The sequence below is a fragment of the Cryobacterium sp. TMS1-13-1 genome (assembly GCF_004403125.1).
In the GTDB taxonomy this organism is placed as follows: Bacteria; Actinomycetota; Actinomycetes; order Actinomycetales; family Microbacteriaceae; genus Cryobacterium; species Cryobacterium levicorallinum.
Genome location: NZ_SOGX01000008.1, coordinates 56,621 through 74,997, shown reverse-complemented (window position 1 = coordinate 74,997; position 18,377 = coordinate 56,621). Strand labels below are relative to the sequence as shown.

General features: G+C 62.8%; 19 protein-coding genes and 1 tRNA gene. 10 read left to right on the top strand and 10 right to left on the bottom strand.

Annotation, left to right across the window (positions count from 1 at the left end):
* Positions 1 to 94: 94 nt before the first annotated feature.
* Positions 95 to 358 (bottom strand): GlsB/YeaQ/YmgE family stress response membrane protein, encoded by a 264-nt coding sequence (locus tag E3T31_RS07210; protein ID WP_134468146.1) that lies wholly within the window; start codon positions 356 to 358, stop codon positions 95 to 97.
* Positions 359 to 473: 115 nt separating this feature from the next.
* Complete coding sequence (locus tag E3T31_RS07205) at positions 474 to 749, bottom strand: hypothetical protein (RefSeq protein ID WP_134468145.1); 276 nt, start codon at positions 747 to 749, stop codon at positions 474 to 476.
* Between the two features lie 270 nt (positions 750 to 1,019).
* Between E3T31_RS07205 and E3T31_RS07200 the strand changes: the two genes are divergently transcribed.
* Positions 1,020 to 1,487, top strand: a complete 468-nt coding sequence (locus E3T31_RS07200; RefSeq protein WP_166788415.1) for a MarR family winged helix-turn-helix transcriptional regulator — start codon at positions 1,020 to 1,022, stop codon at positions 1,485 to 1,487.
* Between the two features lie 35 nt (positions 1,488 to 1,522).
* Here E3T31_RS07200 and E3T31_RS07195 read toward each other — a convergent pair whose 3' ends face one another.
* Together E3T31_RS07195 and E3T31_RS07185 are read right to left on the bottom strand one after the other, a co-directional pair.
* Positions 1,523 to 2,386, bottom strand: a complete 864-nt coding sequence (locus E3T31_RS07195) for an NAD-dependent epimerase/dehydratase family protein (protein ID WP_134468143.1) — start codon at positions 2,384 to 2,386, stop codon at positions 1,523 to 1,525.
* A 312-nt stretch (positions 2,387 to 2,698) separates the two neighbouring features.
* Positions 2,699 to 2,769, bottom strand: a tRNA-Gly gene (locus E3T31_RS07185).
* A gap of 71 nt (positions 2,770 to 2,840) precedes the next feature.
* Between E3T31_RS07185 and dcd the strand changes: the two genes are divergently transcribed.
* Both dcd and E3T31_RS07175 read left to right on the top strand, forming a co-directional pair.
* On the top strand, positions 2,841 to 3,422 hold the full coding sequence (dcd, locus tag E3T31_RS07180) for a dCTP deaminase (RefSeq protein ID WP_134468142.1): 582 nt from the start codon (positions 2,841 to 2,843) through the stop codon (positions 3,420 to 3,422).
* 85 nt (positions 3,423 to 3,507) lie between these two features.
* A complete protein-coding gene (locus E3T31_RS07175; protein WP_092447970.1) occupies positions 3,508 to 4,029 on the top strand; it encodes a hypothetical protein in 522 nt (173 codons plus the stop codon).
* Positions 4,030 to 4,064: 35 nt separating this feature from the next.
* On the opposite strand, the gene E3T31_RS07170 is transcribed toward E3T31_RS07175, so the two are convergent.
* From E3T31_RS07170 to E3T31_RS07160, 3 genes are all read right to left on the bottom strand, one after another.
* Positions 4,065 to 4,865: an isocitrate lyase/phosphoenolpyruvate mutase family protein gene (locus E3T31_RS07170; protein WP_134468141.1), complete on the bottom strand. Its 801-nt coding sequence runs from the start codon at positions 4,863 to 4,865 to the stop codon at positions 4,065 to 4,067.
* A 156-nt stretch (positions 4,866 to 5,021) separates the two neighbouring features.
* Positions 5,022 to 5,771, bottom strand: coding sequence for an SDR family NAD(P)-dependent oxidoreductase (locus tag E3T31_RS07165; RefSeq protein WP_134468140.1), 750 nt, complete (start codon positions 5,769 to 5,771; stop codon positions 5,022 to 5,024).
* Positions 5,764 to 6,636, bottom strand: a complete 873-nt coding sequence (locus E3T31_RS07160; protein ID WP_134468139.1) for a fumarylacetoacetate hydrolase family protein — start codon at positions 6,634 to 6,636, stop codon at positions 5,764 to 5,766. The genes E3T31_RS07165 and E3T31_RS07160 overlap by 8 nt, the downstream gene beginning before the upstream one ends.
* A gap of 107 nt (positions 6,637 to 6,743) precedes the next feature.
* Here E3T31_RS07160 and E3T31_RS07155 point away from each other — a divergent pair, with 107 nt between their 5' ends.
* Genes E3T31_RS07155 through E3T31_RS07140 form a run of 4 tightly spaced genes read left to right on the top strand, consistent with a single transcriptional unit; the run spans position 6,744 to position 10,253 of the window.
* On the top strand, positions 6,744 to 8,030 hold the full coding sequence (locus E3T31_RS07155) for an L-fuconate dehydratase (protein WP_134468138.1): 1,287 nt from the start codon (positions 6,744 to 6,746) through the stop codon (positions 8,028 to 8,030).
* Positions 8,023 to 8,979 (top strand): aldo/keto reductase, encoded by a 957-nt coding sequence (locus tag E3T31_RS07150; RefSeq protein WP_134468137.1) that lies wholly within the window; start codon positions 8,023 to 8,025, stop codon positions 8,977 to 8,979. The genes E3T31_RS07155 and E3T31_RS07150 overlap by 8 nt, the downstream gene beginning before the upstream one ends.
* Positions 8,976 to 9,824, top strand: coding sequence for an amidohydrolase (locus E3T31_RS07145; protein WP_198416990.1), 849 nt, complete (start codon positions 8,976 to 8,978; stop codon positions 9,822 to 9,824). The genes E3T31_RS07150 and E3T31_RS07145 overlap by 4 nt, the downstream gene beginning before the upstream one ends.
* Before the next feature lie 15 nt (positions 9,825 to 9,839).
* Complete coding sequence (locus E3T31_RS07140; protein WP_134468136.1) at positions 9,840 to 10,253, top strand: RbsD/FucU family protein; 414 nt, start codon at positions 9,840 to 9,842, stop codon at positions 10,251 to 10,253.
* A gap of 49 nt (positions 10,254 to 10,302) precedes the next feature.
* Here E3T31_RS07140 and E3T31_RS07135 read toward each other — a convergent pair whose 3' ends face one another.
* Positions 10,303 to 11,199 (bottom strand): sugar phosphate isomerase/epimerase, encoded by an 897-nt coding sequence (locus tag E3T31_RS07135; RefSeq protein WP_241977726.1) that lies wholly within the window; start codon positions 11,197 to 11,199, stop codon positions 10,303 to 10,305.
* Between the two features lie 194 nt (positions 11,200 to 11,393).
* Here E3T31_RS07135 and E3T31_RS07130 point away from each other — a divergent pair, with 194 nt between their 5' ends.
* The 3 genes from E3T31_RS07130 to E3T31_RS07120 all read left to right on the top strand — a co-directional run bounded on the left by E3T31_RS07130 (position 11,394) and on the right by E3T31_RS07120 (position 15,067).
* Positions 11,394 to 12,893 (top strand): sugar ABC transporter ATP-binding protein, encoded by a 1,500-nt coding sequence (locus tag E3T31_RS07130; protein ID WP_241977725.1) that lies wholly within the window; start codon positions 11,394 to 11,396, stop codon positions 12,891 to 12,893.
* A gap of 41 nt (positions 12,894 to 12,934) precedes the next feature.
* Positions 12,935 to 13,918, top strand: a complete 984-nt coding sequence (locus tag E3T31_RS07125) for an ABC transporter permease (protein ID WP_241977724.1) — start codon at positions 12,935 to 12,937, stop codon at positions 13,916 to 13,918.
* Positions 13,919 to 14,086: 168 nt separating this feature from the next.
* On the top strand, positions 14,087 to 15,067 hold the full coding sequence (locus tag E3T31_RS07120) for an ABC transporter substrate-binding protein (protein ID WP_134468133.1): 981 nt from the start codon (positions 14,087 to 14,089) through the stop codon (positions 15,065 to 15,067).
* 76 nt (positions 15,068 to 15,143) lie between these two features.
* Here E3T31_RS07120 and E3T31_RS07115 read toward each other — a convergent pair whose 3' ends face one another.
* Together E3T31_RS07115 and E3T31_RS07110 are read right to left on the bottom strand one after the other, a co-directional pair.
* The gene (locus tag E3T31_RS07115; RefSeq protein ID WP_134468132.1) at positions 15,144 to 16,781 is read right to left on the bottom strand and encodes a fucose isomerase; all 1,638 of its coding nucleotides are present in this window, start codon (positions 16,779 to 16,781) and stop codon (positions 15,144 to 15,146) included.
* A complete protein-coding gene (locus E3T31_RS07110; RefSeq protein ID WP_174844858.1) occupies positions 16,778 to 18,337 on the bottom strand; it encodes an FGGY-family carbohydrate kinase in 1,560 nt (519 codons plus the stop codon). Before E3T31_RS07110 ends, E3T31_RS07115 begins: the two co-directional genes overlap by 4 nt.
* Between the last annotated feature and the right edge of the window lie 40 nt (positions 18,338 to 18,377).

Genomic DNA, 18,377 nt, shown 5'->3' with positions numbered 1-18,377 from the left:
ACTAATTGTGGCCCTGATCTCCCCGTTTGGGGGGATCGGTGCGCAAAAACAGCGCGCCACCCGAATTGGGTGACGCGCTGTGTGCTGAGGCGGGTCAGGCCTTGCGACGGTTAGTGATCGCGCCGTAGATAAGCAGCACGATCAGCGATCCGACGATAGCGAGGGCCCAGGTAGTCAGCGAGAAGAACTCCTCCAGACTGACATTGAACAGGAGCCCGCCGAGCCAGCCACCGAGGAAGGCACCGACAACCCCGAGCAGCAGGGTGATAAACCAGCCCCCGCCCTGGCGACCGGGCAGGATCGCCTTCGCGATGGCTCCGGCGATGAGACCGAGCAGGAGAAATCCGAGGAAACTCATGAGAACTGCCTTTCAGGTTGGCCTGGATGTGGCGCGGACTAAGCCGTTCGCGTGAATGTACCCGTCTGTCTGTGCACCGTCAATAGCCTCCGGCCAACGATTCGACTTGCGGGCTTCAGTCCAGCCAGTAGTCGTCGTCCAGGTGCTGCGGGCCGATCACCGGGGTTGCGTCGTTGATATCGGGGAGGTCGACGGCATTGATCGTTTCAATCTTGACCATGGAGTGGGCCGTGATCAGCAGGGAGACGTGCGCCCGCATGGGGCTGACGACGTCGACGAAGCCTCCGCCGCTGTGCACAGCGGCGGACAGGGCTGACTTGAGACCGGCAATGTTGTACTCGGCCGACAGGTAAAACCAGTCGTCATTGATCGTCAACCGATAGCTCTGCATTGCATGGTCCATTTCGTTGTGACAGGTTCGTGAGCGCGCTGCCGGTTAGGAGCGTGCGGGGGCTTCGCTGCCACCGCTGACTCCGCGCGTCGCGCTGCTCGGCAGCGCGAGATTCAATATACGGGATTTACTTCAAACAGTAAACTATTTAAGAGTTAAGAAACTTACAAATTGATCTAGCGGCTACACTGACAGAACAGAATGCCCTCACGGGCAATTTTGCGAGCCTTAAGTTGGGCGAAACCAACAGACCAGAGGTCAGGAGAACGAATGTATGGTCGGGACAGTTCCGGACGCACCCCGGATGCCTTGTCGGCATCCGCTTTAGCTTTTCTGCGCGCCATGGATCGCAATCGAAACCGGGTTGCGACCGAGAGCGGTCTGACCGGGAGTGAGCTGCGCGCCATTGCCCGCGTCGCGGAAACGGGCAGCATTACCCCGAAATTGCTCGCGGAATCGATGGAAATGACGACCGGTGCAGTGACCGCGATCTCGAATCGACTCGTGGCCTTGCAACTGCTGGTTCGGGTGGCTCACCCGCACGATCGACGCAGTCTGCTCTTGACCTTGACACCGGCCGCGGAGCAGATCACGCAGAAAATCTACGACGACTTCGAGGCGCTCATCGCTCACTCCGTGCGCGACGTGAGCCCGGAGGACCAAGCACGGCTGGGCGCCATGCTGTCCGCGATGGCGTTGACCGTAGGATCGGATGCCGATCTGAGCCTGACCGCCTGAGCCTGACCGCCTGAGTATGACCGCCTGGGCCACCGTTAGGGGTGGCGGATTCCGCGCCCGGCCAGCATAGCCCGGTAGCCTTCCCGGTAGGTGGGGTAGCTGAAGATGAAGCCGGTATCGCGCAGAAGCTGGTTGCTCAGTAGCTTGTCGCCGCCTCTTTGGCTTTCGCGGGTGCGCGTCGGCTGGTCCGACTCGTTCAGCGACGGTTCGGGCAGGCCGAGCTCGGCGGCGAGAAAGGTCAGCACCTCGTCACTGCGCACTGGCTCATTGTCGACGCCGAGATAGAGCGGCGCCGGTCGCTCAGAACGCAGTAGCAGGTGAACGATCGCGGCGGCGGCGTCGTCCCGGTGGATGCGGTTGGTGTGGCGTGACTGGGCGGAGAGCCCGGCACCCGCGCGTACCTGTTCGATCAGGCGTTCACGGCCGGGGCCGTAGATGCCGGCCAGGCGCAGAACGGTGGCGGCGGGGAGTCTGGAGTGGAGCATCCGTTCGGCATCGAGCACTATTGAATCGGTGCCCGGTTTCGGATTCGCCGGCGTCTGTTCGTCGACCCGGCTGCCGTCGTTGACGTCGTAGACCGCCGTCGACGAGACCAGCAGCACGCGGCGCGGCGTGACCTGCGCTTCATTGAGCGCGTCGAGCAGGTTGCGCAGGCCATCAAGGTAGGCGGCGCGATAGGCCAGGGCCGTGGGGCTGCCGGCCGAGATCGCGACGATCACGAACTCGGTGTCTGGCGGGATGGCGGGCTTCTCGACGCTCAGGTCGATGGACTGGCCGGTGATTTCTGGGGGGAGCAGGCGTGCGTTGCGCCGCAGCCCGACCACAGTGTGCCCCAGCCGCGCGAACCGCAGGCCAACCTCGGTGCCGAGGTCGCCGCATCCGGCAATGAGTACCGTCATCTGTCTCCTTGATTTATTCCACGCTAGCGGGCGCACCATGACGATGAGCCCGCAGCGCCGCGAAGTGCGGGCATTACCATGAAACCATGCCTATCGTTCCTGACACGTCTGACTGGACCTGGGTACTCGAACGCCCATGCCCGGCCTGTGGTTTTCGGGCCGGCGAGGTGGCCTGGTGACGACGCTCGGGGCGTACTTTCTGCACGACATGGGTGCCGACCAACCTCGTCGCTGACTGGACAACTTTGGGTGGTCACAGTCCGGTTGCACCACACGAAGTCGTCCAGTGAGAACGTGACGGTGCTTATTCGGAGCGGATGACGGGAATCGAACCCGCGCTATCAGCTTGGGAAGCTGAAGTTCTACCATTGAACTACATCCGCACGCCCGACCGTGAGTGAACAACAATCGGAACCGTGCCAGCATATCAACCCGGCGCGGCTAGGCTGGCACCGTGCTGCTCTCAGATCGCGATATCAAGGCTGAACTCGACGCTGGACGAATCGGTTTGGAGCCGCTCGACCCCGCAATGATCCAGCCATCGAGCATTGATGTGCGCCTCGACCGCTTGTTTCGGCTGTTCGACAACCACAAGTACGCCTACATCGATCCGGCCGAGGACCAGCCAGAGCTGACCCGCCTGATCGAGACCAAGCCCTACGAGCCGTTCATTCTGCACCCGGGCGAATTCGTGCTCGGCGCCACCTACGAGCAGGTGACCCTGCCAGGCGACATTGCCGCCCGGCTCGAGGGCAAGAGCTCGCTCGGACGTCTCGGTCTGCTGACCCACTCCACGGCCGGGTTCATCGACCCCGGCTTTTCGGGCCACGTCACGCTCGAGCTCAGCAACGTTGCGACGCTGCCGATCAAGCTCTGGCCCGGAATGAAGATTGGCCAGCTGTGCTTCTTTCAGCTCAGCTCCCCGGCCGAGAAGCCCTACGGCTCGAGCGAATACGGCTCCCGCTACCAGGGCCAGCGCGGCCCGACGGCGTCGCGCTCGTTCCAAAATTTTCACCGCACGGTCATCGACCGCTGACGCAGCCTTCCAACACAAGCGGATGCGCGCGGGCCGAGCAAACGTAATACGTCGAACGTAACCTCGCGTCGGGTAAAATCGGGGTATGACCTCCATGCCCACCCGATTCGACGAGGCGCTCATCGCGCACGGTCCCACGCCGGAGTATCCGGGGCGCATGCACCGCTTCGGCCAGATGGTCGGATCCTGGGCCGCCAAGGGTACCCGCCTCGACGAGACCACCGGAGAGTGGATCGAACGTGACTTCGTCTGGATGGTCGAATTCATCCTCGACGGTCGGGCCGTGCAAGACGTCGAGGTCGTCGCGAGCACGACGCATCCGTCTGGGTTTGAAACCGTCGCCACTACCGTGCGCGTCTACGACCCGTTCGCCGGAGCCTGGCGCGTGAGCTACTTCGCCCCGGCGCTGGGCGAATACTGCCAGCTTGTGGCCACCCCATACCGGCATGGAGTTCGGCAGGAGGGCACCCGCACGGACGGCCGCCCGATCCGCTGGAATTTCACCGCCATCACCCCCGACAGCTACAAGTGGGAGGGGTGGGTCTCCGCCGATGAAGGCGCGACCTGGCAACTCGTTGAACACAATGAGGCCACCCGCATCCGCTGAGAAACGGATGCTGATGGCCTCGGTGTCTGGGTGGCTTAGAGGGTGAACTTGAACCCGAGGTCGGCCGGGTAGTCGCCGAGGGCGGTGAGGTTCGTGGCCGCGGCCTGCAGTGCTGCGAGGGTGAGGCCGAGGGTGCCCGGGCCGAAACTGACTCGGCTGATGCCGAGTTCGGCGAGGCGCTTCAGCGGAACGAGTCCGGGCGCACCGATCACCGATATTTTTCCGTTGACCTGCTCGATCGCGCGGGCCACCTTGTCCTCGTCGGTCAGGCCGAGGAAGAAGATGACGTCAGCGCCGGCGCCGAGGTAGGCGTTGGCGCGGGCGACGGCTTCGTCCCAGTCGCCGCCGCCGGCCAGGGTGTCGACGCGGGCGTTGATGACGACGGGAATGCCGCTCTGCTCGGCGCCGGCTCTCGCGGCGACCACGCGGGCGGCGGCGGTCTCGATGTCGAACTGCGGGGCCTTCGCGGGGCCGACAGAGTCCTCGATGTTGATGCCGACGATGCCGGATTCCTCGATCAGGCGACGCACGTTGCGGGTCACGCCGGCAGCATCCGGTGCGTAGCCCTTCTCGAAGTCGGCAGAGACCGGCAGGTCGACGGCGCCGGCGATGATCGTGGCGGCACGGATGGCCTCGTCCAGCGAGAGTCCCTCGCCGTCTGGCAGGCCGCGCACGTTCGAGATGGAGTGGCTCGCGGTGGCGAGGGCCTTCACGCCGGGCGCATCGGCCACGACCTTGGCGGTGATGGCGTCCCACACGTTGGTGACGATGAGGGGCTCGCCGGGCACGTGCAGCGAGAGCAGGAGTTCGGCCTTCTGGAGCTGGGTAAGAGTCATGCCCTTCAGTCTGACCGGCCTGCGCGCCCCGGGCGAGGGAACAGCCGTAATTCAGTAGATGCTCAGGCAAGGACGGGCGGGCGTCCGGCCGTCGACACAGCGGTGCTCAGTGGCGCTTCCTCGGGGCGCACCACCGAACCGGGCGGCCCTCGGTCGTTATTGGGCGCGCAACCGCAACTGCTGCATGCCACCGTCGACCGCCAGCGAGATGCCCACGGTGGAACCGGAACGCGGGCTGGCCAGGTATGCAACGGCGTCGGCGACCTCCTGCGCATCGACGAGGCGGCCGTGCGGTTGCCGCGCGTTGAGCGCGGCGCGTTCCGCCGCGGGGTCGATGGCCTTCGCGAGCAACCGACCAATCCAGGGTGTGTCTGCGGTGCCGGGGCTCACGCAGTTCACGCGGATGCCGTCGCGGAGGTGGTCGGCCGCCATAGCGCGGGTGAGTGCCAGTACTGCGCCTTTGGACGCGCTGTACAGGGCCCGTTCCGGCAGTCCGGCTGTGGCTGCGATCGACGAGATATTCACGATCGCCGCGGACGGTGAACGCAGCAGCCAGGGCAGGGCGGCCCGAGTGACGCGGGCAATGCCGATCACATTGATACTCAGCACGCGCGCCCACTCCTCGTCGTCATTGTCAGCTATCGTTCCCTGCGCACCGATGCCGGCATTGTTGATAACGATGTCAATGCGTCCAAATTCCTTGGCTACCGCGGAGATCGCGACGCTAACGGAGGCGGAGTCGGCGATATCGGTCTGCACCGCGAAGTGCGCGGCCGCTGCGTCGTGCGGGTTCAGGTCGAGCACCGCCACGCGGGCGCCACCGGCGTGTAAGCGGTCGGCAATCGCGGCGCCAATCCCGGACGCGCCGCCCGTGACAACGGCTACGAGTTTCTCGAACTCATTCATGCGTGTGCCTTTCAAAGGAGGTCGGGACAAACTTCTGGTGCTGACGTCCGAGGCCCTCGATTTCGATGTCGCAGGTGTCCCCCGCTGCCAGGTAAGAGAAACGCCCGGATAGCGCCACGCCTTCCGGAGTGCCGGTGAGCACGAGGTCCCCGGGTTCCAGGGTCAGATACTGGCTGAGGTGCCAGATCACGAAATCCACGCTGAAAATCTGGTCAGCGGTGCTGGAATCCTGTCTCGGTTCGCCGTTCACCCAGCTGCGTAGCGTGAGGTTCTGGTAGTCCACCTCGTCGGGAGTGACCAGCCAGGGCCCGGTCGGGTTGAAACCTGGAGCGCACTTGCCCTTCGACCACTGCCCGCCCGAGACGCTCATCTGAAAGTCCCGCTCGGAGAGGTCGTTCGCTGTGACGAATCCGGCAATGTGGTGGATGCTGTCCGCCGGGGTCGCGAGGTAGGAGGCTCGCCTGCCGATTACCACTCCGAGCTCGACCTCCCAATCGGTCTTGGTACTGGTGGGCGGAATCTCCACGGTGTCATTCGGCCCCACGACGGTGTTGGGGGTTTTGAGGAACATGATTGGGATCTCGGGGGGGAGGGCTCCGGATTCTGCTGCGTGGGCTGCATAGTTCATTCCGATGCAGATGACAGCGCTCGGTCGGGCGATGGGCGCACCAATTCGCAGCGCGTCGGCGTGCTCGAGCGGCGGGAGTTCCCCGGCAGCCAGTGCGACACGGGCGGCCGTGGGCCCACCAGTGGAGAGAAACGCCCCGTCAATGTCCGCAGTAATCGGCGATAGGTCGTAGTAGGTGCCGTCGACCAGCACCGTGGGCTTTTCCTGGCCGATCGGGCCCAGGCGGGCAAACTTCATGTGCCAACTCTCGTCATTGAGCGTCCGGTGTCTCCGAATCAAGTCCTCGATTGACATTCTATACATCGGATGTTTAGGCTCGGGGTGCCAAACAAGGAGAAAATTCTGTGAGTACAATTCTCGCGCTGCAAACCAGCGACGTTCGTTTTCCTACGTCGACCTCCCTCGACGGTTCGGATGCAATGAATCCGGACCCCGACTACTCGGCTGCCTACGTACGCATCGTCACCGACGCCGACGACGGCCTCGAAGGGCACGGATTCGTCTTTACCATCGGTCGCGGCAACGATGTTCAGGTGGCGGCGATCGCCGCGCTGGCCGAGCATGTGGTCGGCCGCACCACAGAAGACCTCCTCGACAACATGGGCGCGACCTGGCGCGAGTTTGTCTGGGACTCGCAGTTGCGCTGGCTGGGCCCGGAAAAGGGCGTCATGCACATGGCCATTGGTGCCGTGGTGAACGCCCTCTGGGATCTGAAGGCGAAACGCGCGCGGTTGCCGTTGTGGCAACTGCTCTCCCGTATGACGCCGGAGCAGATCATCGACCTCGTCGATTTTCGATACCTGACGGATGCGCTCACTCCAGACGACGCACTACGTATCCTGCGGGCGGCGCTGCCCGGTCGGGCCGAGCGCGAAGTCGAACTGCTCGAATCCGGCTACCCCGCCTACACGACGACACCGGGATGGCTGGGCTACAGCGACGAGAAACTAGCCCGGCTGGCAGCCGAGGCAGTCGACGACGGTTTTGGCATGATCAAGCTCAAGGTGGGCGGCAACCTCGACGATGACATCCGACGGATGCGCCTGGCTCGTGCAACGGTCGGGCCGGACATTCGCATCGGTGTCGACGCCAACCAGCGCTGGGGCGTTGCCGAGGCGATCGAGTGGATGTCGCACCTGGCGGAGTTCGATGTGGCCTGGATCGAAGAGCCGACGAGCCCGGATGACATCCTCGGGCACGCAGCCATCGCGCGGGGCGTAGCACCGATTCCCATTGCGACCGGCGAGCATATGGCCAATCGCATCATGTTCAAGCAGTTTCTCCAGGCCGATGCCTTGCAGGTGCTGCAGATTGATGCCACCCGCGTGGGTGGGGTGAACGAGAACATCACGATCCTCTTGTTGGCAGCCCAGTTCGGCGTGCGCGTCTGCCCGCACGCCGGCGGGGTGGGCCTGTGCGAAGCGGTTCAGCACCTCTCCATGTTCGACTTCGTCGCCGTCTCCGGAACCAAGGACGGTCGGGTGATCGAATTCGTCGATCACCTGCACGAACACTTCGTCACCCCGGTCGCGATGCGCGGCGGCGCCTACCAAGCCCCGACGGCGCCGGGCGCCGGTACCGAGATGCTGGCCGCCAGCCGGGACGAGTACGCTTTCACCAGAAATGACTGAATTCACTCCCGGGCGGCTCGGCTACGGCGCCGCCAATGTGGGAAACCTCTACCGGGCGATAACGGATGCCGATGCCAGCCTGATTCTGGGCGCCGCATGGGACGCGGGAATTCGGCACTTCGACACAGCCCCGCACTACGGCCTCGGCCTGTCGGAGCGCCGCCTCGGTGCATTTCTGGCTACAAAATCGCGGGATGAATTCACAGTGTCGACCAAAGTGGGCCGACTGTTGCGGCCGAACCCGGAGGGTGCGGGCCGGCTCGACCTGGACAATGATTTCGCGGTGCCCGCCGATCTGAAGCGCGTCTGGGATTTCTCGCCCGACGGCATCCGTTGCAGCCTGGATGAGTCGCTCGAGCGCACCGGCCTGGATCGCTTTGATGTGGTCTACCTGCACGATCCCGAACGCAATGAGCTTCAGGACGGGCTCAACCGGGCTATTCCGGCCCTGGTCGGGCTGCGTGAGGCCGGGCTGGTGCGCCGCATCGGGGTGGGATCCATGGCCACGGCCGCGCTGCTGGCCTGTGTGCAGACCGGCGTGCTCGACCTCATCATGATCGCGGGCCGGTACACGCTGGCTGATCAGTCCGCGCTGACCGAGATCGTACCGGCCTGCCGACACTTCGGCGTCGGAATCGTCAATGCCTCCGTGCTCAACTCGGGGCTGCTCGCCACTGATCGTCCCGGGGCAGACGCCCGCTACGATTACGGCGACGTTCCGGTTGAATTGCTGGCCCGGGTGCAGCGTATCGCTGCCGTCTGCCACGATTTTGGGGTGTCGCTGCCCGCCGCTGCACTGCAATATTCGCTGCGTGACAGCTTGGTGCGCTGTGTCGTGGTCGGCGGGAGCAGCCCGCAACAGCTGGCCCAGAATGCGAAGCGGATGGCCGAGGTCATCCCGAGCGAACTCTGGCAGCGGCTCATCGAACAGAAACTCATCTCGGCGTGACCGCATCGGGCGAGCGCATCGACGCGCACATGCACCTGTGGGATCTGACCGTGTCGGAGTACGGATGGCTCGGCCCTAAGCACGGCGCCCTGTACGCCAGCTGGACCGCCGAGCAGGCGCAGGTTGAACTGAAGACGGCCGGAATGGACGGTGCCGTGCTGGTGCAGGCGGAGGATTCCCTCGTCGATACGGCGTACCTGCTCGAGGTGGCGATGAGCCGCCCCTGGGTTCGCGGTGTCGTCGGCTGGGTCCCACTCGACGATGTGCGCAGGAGCGTCGATGCCCTCGAGCGCTGGGGCGAGCACCGGTCCTTTTGCGGTGTGCGCCACCTGATAAATGACGATCCGCGGGCGGATTTTCTCGACCTGCCGGAGGTGCGCGAGTCTCTGTCCATCCTTGCGAAGCGAGGACTGCCCTTCGACCTTCATGATCCCTGGCCGCGTCATCTCGCCCAGGCCGAGCGGCTGGTGCGCGCTCTGCCCGAACTGACCCTCGTGGTTGACCACCTCGGAACGCCGCCGCGCGGTCGGGACGATTTTGCGCACTGGCACCTGGCCCTCAGCCGGGTTGCCGAGCACCCCGGAACGGTGGCGAAATTCTCCGGGTTACGAAGCATGACGGCGCCGTATTCGACCGATGCACTCCGCGACGTGTGGCGGATCGCCCTCGACCTTTTCGGCCCTGACCGCCTCATGTACGGCGGCGATTGGCCCATCTCCGTGCCGCACGGCGGGTATCAGCCGACCTGGCAGGTGATCAGCGAGCTTGCCGCTGAACTGAGCCCACCGGAACGCGCGAGCATCCTTGGCGGCACCGCCGCACGGATTTACCACCTGACCGACTAACGATTGGAATCTTCAATGCTCACTGGAATCAACCCGCTCCTGAACGGCGATCTGCTCAAGCACCTCGAGGAAATGGGGCACTCGGACAAGGTCATCGTCGTGGATGCTCACTTTCCGGCCGCACGGCTGGCCAACCGTCTGGTGGAGCTTCCCGGTACCACGGCGCCGGAGGTCCTGGCGGCCATCCGCAGCGTGTTGCCGCTGGATGATTCCCCGGCGGTGGACCTCATGACCTCGGCCGATGGGGCGGTTCTTCCGGTGCAGACCGAGCTGTTGGAAGCGGCCCGGATCGACCTGACCGGTGCTCGGTTCGTCGAACGATTCGACTTCTATCGGGATGTCGCTGATGCCTATGTCATCGTGCGCACCGGCGAAACGCGCACCTACGGTTGTGTCATCGTGCGCAAGGGTCTCGTCGGTCACGAGTAGCGGCAGCGCAGCCTTCGGGTCGCCGCGGCGACCAGAAGGCTGCGCGGGGCTACTGGAGTGAGATTGACTGCACGGCCCGGAGCTGGTTTCGGATGAAGATATTGGCGTGTGCCGCCAGGTCATCGGAGTCTTCCCAAAGGTTGCGCCAGATGCCGAGGGTTCGGCTGAGGTCACGATTGACGACGGACGAGGAGAAGGATTCAAACACAATCGGCCCGTCGTATTTGATACGCGCGAGGCCGCGGAAAAAGGATCCGAAGTCCACTGTTCCCGAGCCGAGATAGCCACGGTGGCTCTCTCCGATATGCACGTACCCGAGCCGGTCTGCCACATCGAGCACGGGGGAGAAAAGATCCGACTCCTCAATGTTCATGTGGTACGTGTCAAGGTGTACTGACACGTTATCGTGATCGATGTCGTCGAGAAACCCCAAAGCCTGACGGCCAGTGTTCATGACATTCGTTTCATACCGGTTGACCACCTCCAGTGACAAGTGGATGCCGAGGCCCGCGGCCCGCGAAGCCAGCCGGTTGATCACGGTGGCGCTTGACGCCCGGCCAGAGGCGGTCACCGGCTCCAGGTACTTCTGCATGGCGCTGTAAATCACACCACATAACCGCGTGCCGCCGAACGCATGCACGATGTCGAGGCACTCCTCGAGCGTCCTCTCGCCGGCCGCAACGCACGCGGGATCTGCACTGGTAAGGTCTGTTGATTGGCTGAGTCCCAGCGATGCGGTGGCCGCCAGATCGTGGTCGTAGAGCAGTCGTGCCGCCAGCCTGCGGTCGAATGTTGACGGGTCCATCAGCGGAATTTCGATCAGATCGAAACCCGCCTTTTTGGTCTTCTCGATCGCGAGGGTCAATCCTGCTTCGTCAAAAGTTCCCGTAAAAACGAGGGCGTGGGCGCCTATTTGCACGTGGACTTCTCTCTCAAATTTCTTCATTGAATTCTGCATCGCACGAAACCAGCACCGCCAGACTATTGCGCACGACACGGATTAGATACATTAGGATACAGCTCATAACCGAACCAATTGTTTCGCAATTGGTCGGATCTTTGAGCTGATATCTGTCATGATCAAGTGGCGCGAAGCCGAGGTCCATCCTCCGATGAAGTAGGTGATGTATGTCAAACCAATTGTTGAGAGTCACCGGAATCAGCAAAAGCTTTCCGGGCGTCCAGGCGCTCAAAGACGTTCAATTCGAACTCGACCGCGGGGAAGTTCTCGCGCTGGTCGGGGAGAACGGTGCCGGGAAGTCCAGCCTGATGAAGATTCTCTCCGGGATCTATACCAAAGACGAGGGCAGCATCTTCCTCGATGGGGTGGAGGTGTCCATTGACAGCCCCAAGACCGCTCAGGCGCTCGGCATCAGCATTATTCATCAGGAGATGAACCTGATGTCCCACCTGACAATTGCGCAGAATATTTTCATCGGACGCGAGCCGCGTGGAGGGCTGTTTCTGCGGGAGCGGGCACTCAACCGCAAAGCTGACGAGTTGCTCAAGCGTCTAGGCATCAACCTAGACCCGAGGGCCCTCGTTGAAACCCTCACCGTCGCGAAGCAGCAGATGGTGGAGATCGCTAAGGCACTCTCCTTCGATGCGAAGGTGCTCATCATGGATGAGCCAACGTCGGCGTTGACCGATGTAGAAACCGAGACGCTCTTCACCCTCATCGAGGGGCTGAAGAGTGCGGGCACGGGTATCATCTACATCTCGCATCGCATGGATGAGCTGCGTCGGATCACCGATCGCGTCACTGTTCTGCGGGACGGTGAATACATCGGTACCTTGCAGAAGGAGCAATTGGACATTCCGACCATCATTGAAATGATGGTCGGTCGACACATCGAGGCCAGTGCGCGTCCGACAGCGCGCGCCCACACGAACAGCGATATTGTGCTCAAAGTCGAGGGGCTGAACACCCGCCAACTCCTCAAAAATGTTTCCTTCGAACTGCGGCGCGGGGAGATTCTCGGCTTTGCCGGCATGATGGGTGCCGGGCGCACGGAGGTGGCCCGAGCAATTATCGGTGCCGATCTCTCCGACGGCGGTCGTGTGCACATCAATGGTAAACCGGTCAATATCAAGCAGCCCTCTGATGCGGTCGCGCACGGAATCGGCTACCTCTCGGAAGACCGCAAGGCGTACGGCCTCTTGCTCGAACAAGACGTGAACACCAACGTTTTGCTGGCTTCCCTGCGCGACTACACCGATGCCCTTGGTTTCGTCCACACCATGAAGGGCAAGCAGAAGTCGCGCGACTACGTCGCGTCGTTGCGAATCAAAACCCCCTCGATCTCGGCTACAACCAAGAACCTGTCCGGCGGCAACCAGCAGAAGGTCGTCATTGCCAAATGGCTCGCGCGGGATTGTGACATTCTCATCTTCGATGAACCGACCAGGGGCATCGACGTTGGGGCCAAGGAAGAGATTTACAAGCTGCTCAACGAACTCGTGGCCGCAGGCAAATCGATCATCATGATCTCCTCTGAATTGCCGGAGGTGTTGCGATTGTCGCACCGCATCGTGGTGATGGCCAACGGGCGGATTACCGCAATTCTCGACAACGAAGATGCCGATCAGGCAAAAATAATGGACTACGCCACCCGCATGGGCGACGAGAAAGAGCTGTGACGGCCATGAATGCTACCCCCGTAACTGACCAGACAGGCGTCGTGGGAGGGGCCCCAGAACCGCGCCGTTCGACCAAAAGCTTCCTGCGCGCTCAGATCCAGCAATCGCTTGCGTTTGCGACGCTCGTCGTGCTGCTCGTGTTCTTCTCGTTTGCGAGCAGTAACTTTTTCACCTGGAGCAATATTTCCGGGATACTGCTTTCGACGGCAGTGATTGGCATCCTGGCGCTGGGAACAACCTTCGTGATCATCACCGGCGGGATCGACCTTTCTATCGGAACCGGGATGACACTCGCGGCGGTTATGACCGGAATTTTCCTGGTCAACCTCGAGCTGCCGCTTATGGTCGGAGTGATCGGTGGTGTCCTCACCGGCGGGCTGATGGGTTTTGTCAACGGCTTTAACATCGCAATTCTCAGGCTGCCGCCCTTCATCGCGACCCTCGCGATGATGCTCATCGCGCAGGGACTCGCGCTCGTTATCTCCGGAGTTCGCCCGATCTATTTCAGCGGCGTTGCTGGGTTCAAGGACATCGCTCTCGGGTCCGTCATCCCCGGCCTCCCGAACGCTGTCTTGATCCTGTTCGTGCTCGCCCTCCTTGCCTATGTACTCCTGAGCAAGACACTGCTCGGTCGCTACACCTTCGCAATCGGCAGCAACGAGGAAGCGACCCGACTGTCGGGGGTGGACACGCGCAAGTGGAAGATCGTGATTTACACCGTCGCCGGCCTGTTCACCGGCGTCGCCGGTGTTGTCATCGGCGCGCGACTGGACTCGGCCCAGCCTCAGTTGGGATCCGGCTACGAGCTACAGGCTATCGCTGCCGTCATTATCGGTGGAACGTCACTCCTGGGCGGTCGAGGATCGATCCTCGGAACCCTGATCGGCGCCCTCATTATGAGCGTGCTGATCAACGGGCTGCGCATCATGTCGATCCAAACTGAATGGCAGAACGTTGTCATTGGCGTCGTTATTTTGATCGCGGTGTTCACCGATGCTTTGCGTCAACGTCGGGACGTTTCCTAGCCCCGACAGGTCGCATTCAGGATTTTTGAAATCGGTTGCATCAGCGTGATTACGCCAATGTAACGATCGTGTATCTACCTGTACTTATGCAGTCTTTCCAGCACCCATTTCGTTAGTATTACGTGACTGCTACGAAGTTGTCCACCGAAAAAACAATGGAGTTAATCGATGAAAAAGAGAGTTGTCTTCCTGGCCGCTGCGGCCGTTATCTCGCTCGCCCTGGCCGGCTGTTCGGCGGGCGGCTCAGACGCCGGCGGCGATGCTGCAAGCAGCGACAAGCCGTATATCGCCTTGGTGTCCAAGGGCTTCCAGCACCAGTTCTGGCAGGCCGTGAAGAGCGGAGCCGAGAGCAAGGCCGCTGAGCTCGGCGTCACCGTCACGTTTGACGGCCCGGCCTCGGAAACTGAGGTGGACAGCCAGCTGCAGATGCTTCAGGCCGCCATCGACAAGAAGCCGGATGCGATCGGCTATGCAGCACTCGATCCCGAAGCGTGCGTTTCGCTGATGGACGCCGCGAAGGCGGCGAACATTCCCGTCGTTCAGTTCGATGCCGGGTGCAACAGTGACTACCCATTGAGCATCGCAAAGACTGACAGCCTGGGCGCCGGCGCGCTCGCTGCCGACCACATGGCAGAGCTCATCGGCGGCAAGGGTGAGGTCGGCATCGTCGGTCACAGCCAGATCAACTCCACCGGCGTTGAGCGTCGCGACGGGTTCGTTGACCAGATCGCGGCCAAGTACCCGGACATCACGATCGTTGACATTCAGTACGGCGACGGTGACCACTTGAAGTCCGCGGATATCGCCAAGGCCATGATCGCCGGACACCCCAACCTCAAGGGCCTGTACGGCACCAACGAGGGCTCGGCCATCGGCATTGTGAACGCGGTCGGCGAGCTCGGACTTGCTCCGGGTGAACTCACCGTCATCGGCTTTGACTCCGGTCAGGCTCAGATCGACGCGATCACCGGTGGCCTGATGGCCGGCGCGATCACGCAGAACCCCATCGGCATCGGCGAGGCGACGGTTCAGGCCGCCTTCGACGCCATCAACGGCAAAACCCCGGAGAAGGTCATCGACACCGGCTACTTCTGGTTCGACAAGACCAACATGAAAGATGCTGAGATTGCAGCCGTTCTCTACAAGTAGTTTCACGGCCTGATCACATAAAGCAGCCCCCATCCGATCGGGTGGGGGCTGCTTTATGTGTGCTTGGCTGCTGTCGTTATACGCTGACGTCGCCGCACAGGTGTACAAGAACACCGAGCTCTGCAAACAGGGCTGCCTTGGCGACCAGCGCGCGGTCGGCGGTGTCGGCATCCGGCGCATAAACGACCTGCGCGTGGTTGGCCTTGTGCCGGCCCATCAGCTGGTTGCGGGTGACTCCGTCGAGCACGGCGTGCATGATCGGCCACTGCGGGTCGGTTGCGTCCAGCCGGCGCTGGGTCTCAGCGGCGGGGAGGTCTGCGACGTGGCCCCGACCGAGGTCGACGTGGAGGACGCCATCCATAATGAAAACCCGCGACCAGACGATTTCGCCCGGTTTGGACACGCCACTGAGCGTTCCACCGCCGAGCGGGAAGAACATCGGTGGCTGACGCATGCTGTAGCTCTTGTCGTAGCCGCCGTTGTGAGAAGCCGGGACCGATCCGGAAATCTCGAAGACCCAAACGAACTCACCGTTGTACTCTTCGCCCCAGCGCACATCGTGGAGCGTGTTCGCGGGATCGAGTCCCATCGCGGTCCAGACCCGGTTCGTGATGAGCGCATCGACAGCCACGCCCTCATCCACTTCGTTGAAGTGCGGCAGGGCCGTTCCGGCGTACAGCTCTCGCTTGCCGTCACGGGAGAAGACCGGAGGGCGTTCGACGTTGTTCAGGAGGCCTTCGGCGAGGTCGCTCGCGGGGACGAGGTCCTTGAGGCCCTGCTGGTATTGGATTCCGACGGCGTCAAGGCCGAAGTCATCCGAAATGCGCAGCGCGGCGATGTACATCTTGAACTGGCTGTGCACCTGGGCGGGAGTGAGCTCGGTGGCGTCGTCCTGGCCGAAGTGGAACGTAAACCCGGCGGTGTCCAGCCAGGTCTTCACCGTGTCTGCTTCTGCATCGGTGACCAGCGCCATTTCGGCGAACAGGGCACTCTGGGACAGACGCTCCTTGTAGATTCCCAACTGGTTGAGCAACTCATCATCGATGATGGCGTTGTACATGCCCATGCAACCCTCGTCGAAGATGCCGATGATGGCCTGTTCCTGTTGCAACTGCTGCGCCAGCGCCACACCGAGGGCGACCTCGGGGATGGCCGAATCAAGCGCGGGAAGATCGCGAACGTGGCTCTCGTCGGGAATGATCCGTCCGGTCTCCAGCCAGGTTTGAAGCTGTGACACGGCCCATTCGTCGGTGAAGTCCTCGCTCCAGAGTGAGGAGTAAACGATGCCGGCCTTGGTGAGGCTTGCGGTGAGATTGAGCAGGCCGACCAGTCCGGGGTAATCCCCTGCCCAGTTTGCCACGACGAGAATCGGCCCCCGGTGGGCGCGCAGGCCGGCGAGTACATGGTGGCTGTACTGCCAGACGGCCTCAACCACAACGATCGGGGCGTCGCTGGGGATGGTCTTGAAAACCTCGATGCCCATGCGCTGGCTGTCGATGAATCCGTGACCGCTCAAAGCGTCAGCGGCATGTCCTCGCTGAACGGCCCAACCGAACCGATTCACCGCCGAACCGAAGTCTGATTCGAGTTGCTGCTGCGTCGGCCAGCACTTGAGGTTTGCGGCCTGACGCAGGTCACCGCTCGCGACGGTGAAAATCGTGCGCTCGGGTGTCGATGCACGGGTGAGCGGTGTGGGCAGGAGGTAGTTGGTCATACAAGACTCGCTTTCTGATTGCTGGTGTGGGGTTGTGTCGCGGTGGGTGAAAGGGAAGGGGAATACGATCGGCTCTGCCGATCGGCGAGGGAGTGGGTAATCTCCCGAGTGGCCGGGTAGAGGTCGCGGTACAACGCGTACAACTCGTCGTAGTCCGAACGGACGCTCGGATCGGGCTGTCGCACCTCGGCCGGCGGGTTCCACGAGTCGATATCTGCCTTTGAGACGGCGAGAGCGGCGAGGAAGGCGGCACCGAAGCTCGCACCGATCAGTACGCTCGGGATCACCTGAGGAAGCCCGGTGACATCACTGACGATCTGGGTCCAGAGGTTGCCCTGCGCACCGCCGCCGACGGCCACGATGCGCTCGATCGAACCGCCGGCCAGCTGCATGGCTTCGATGTTGTGTCGCACTCCGAAGGCGGTCGCCTCCAGGGCGGCGCGGTACAGATCGCCCGCCGTGTGGGAAATTGTCAGTCCCGCGATGACACCGCGTGCGCTCGGATCTTGAATCGGGGTACGTTCCCCCGCGAAGTAAGGAAGCATGAGCAACCCGCGCGCGCCCGGACCGGATGCCGCGGCCAGCGCTAGCAGCTCGGGAAAGTCGCCTGCGCCGAGCAGATCGCGCAGCCAGCCCGTGATCGCGCCGGATGTCGCCATGCCGCCCGCGAGGTTGTGTGTCCCGGGGAAGGCGCCGACCGTGCCCCACAGTCCGACGGCGGTGACCGGCTCGGGAACCGTGTTGACGAGAAACATAGTGGTTCCGTACATGAGCATGAGATCGCCGGGACGCTGGGCACCCACGCTCACGGCCTCGGACCAGGCGTCGATCGTTCCGGCGATCACGGGGATGCCCGCGGGCAGTCCCGATTGGGCGGCCGCGGCATCCGTGATGTGGCCCGCGATGTCGCCGGGCCAGCAGAGGGTCGGGAGTTCGATCGGTCCGGCCAGTGGCCGCGCCCATGGTTCGTACCATTCATGTGCGCCGGCATCGTAGAGAGGAGTGCACTGACTAGCGGAATGGTGGTCGAGTACGTACGCGCCGGTGAGGTTCCAGGCCAGCCAGGAGCTCGGCATGAAGAGTCGACGGGACCGTGCAAAGATATCGGGTTCGTGGTCCGCGAGCCACGCCAGCTTGGGGCCGACAGCCTGGGTCGACAGGGCTGATCCGGTGCGGGCCATGATGGCGTCGTCGTCGCCGAGGGTACGGGTGAGGTCGGCGATCTGCTGCGTCGCGCGGGTGTCGATCCCATAGAGGATGGCCGGGCGCAGCGGCATTCCGCTCGCGTCGGTGACCAGGACACACGGTCCCATACCACTGACTCCCACCGCGACGATGTGAACGTTGTCGCCCGTGGCAGCATCGAGCAGCTCACGAGAGATGGCGACGAATTCGCTCCACCACAGGTCGGCATCCATCTCGGCCCAGCCGTCTCGGGGCCGTGACGGGTCATGCGAGCGGCTGGCCGAATGCAGCACCGTCCCGTCGAGCGTGACGAGAACGCCCTTGCTGCTGGACGTGCCGATATCTACGCCGATAATCGCATCAATGCTCATGCATTCAGCCTAAATGAAATCGATTTCAGGGTCAAGAATT

What these genes read in the sequence shown, in the direction of transcription:
- E3T31_RS07135 (WP_241977726.1), bottom strand. Translation starts at nt 11,199, where the DNA reads ATGAAGAAATTTGAGAGAGAAGTCCACGTGCAAATAGGCGCCCACGCC.
- E3T31_RS07195 (WP_134468143.1), bottom strand. Translation starts at nt 2,386, where the DNA reads ATGACGGTACTCATTGCCGGATGCGGCGACCTCGGCACCGAGGTTGGC.
- E3T31_RS07150 (WP_134468137.1), top strand. Translation starts at nt 8,023, where the DNA reads ATGACTGAATTCACTCCCGGGCGGCTCGGCTACGGCGCCGCCAATGTG.
- E3T31_RS07115 (WP_134468132.1), bottom strand. Translation starts at nt 16,781, where the DNA reads ATGACCAACTACCTCCTGCCCACACCGCTCACCCGTGCATCGACACCC.
- E3T31_RS07210 (WP_134468146.1), bottom strand. Translation starts at nt 358, where the DNA reads ATGAGTTTCCTCGGATTTCTCCTGCTCGGTCTCATCGCCGGAGCCATC.
- E3T31_RS07165 (WP_134468140.1), bottom strand. Translation starts at nt 5,771, where the DNA reads ATGAATGAGTTCGAGAAACTCGTAGCCGTTGTCACGGGCGGCGCGTCC.
- E3T31_RS07200 (WP_166788415.1), top strand. Translation starts at nt 1,020, where the DNA reads ATGTATGGTCGGGACAGTTCCGGACGCACCCCGGATGCCTTGTCGGCA.
- E3T31_RS07205 (WP_134468145.1), bottom strand. Translation starts at nt 749, where the DNA reads ATGCAGAGCTATCGGTTGACGATCAATGACGACTGGTTTTACCTGTCG.
- E3T31_RS07160 (WP_134468139.1), bottom strand. Translation starts at nt 6,636, where the DNA reads ATGAAGTTTGCCCGCCTGGGCCCGATCGGCCAGGAAAAGCCCACGGTG.
- E3T31_RS07110 (WP_174844858.1), bottom strand. Translation starts at nt 18,337, where the DNA reads ATGAGCATTGATGCGATTATCGGCGTAGATATCGGCACGTCCAGCAGC.
- E3T31_RS07170 (WP_134468141.1), bottom strand. Translation starts at nt 4,865, where the DNA reads ATGACTCTTACCCAGCTCCAGAAGGCCGAACTCCTGCTCTCGCTGCAC.
- E3T31_RS07120 (WP_134468133.1), top strand. Translation starts at nt 14,087, where the DNA reads ATGAAAAAGAGAGTTGTCTTCCTGGCCGCTGCGGCCGTTATCTCGCTC.
- E3T31_RS07140 (WP_134468136.1), top strand. Translation starts at nt 9,840, where the DNA reads ATGCTCACTGGAATCAACCCGCTCCTGAACGGCGATCTGCTCAAGCAC.
- E3T31_RS07175 (WP_092447970.1), top strand. Translation starts at nt 3,508, where the DNA reads ATGACCTCCATGCCCACCCGATTCGACGAGGCGCTCATCGCGCACGGT.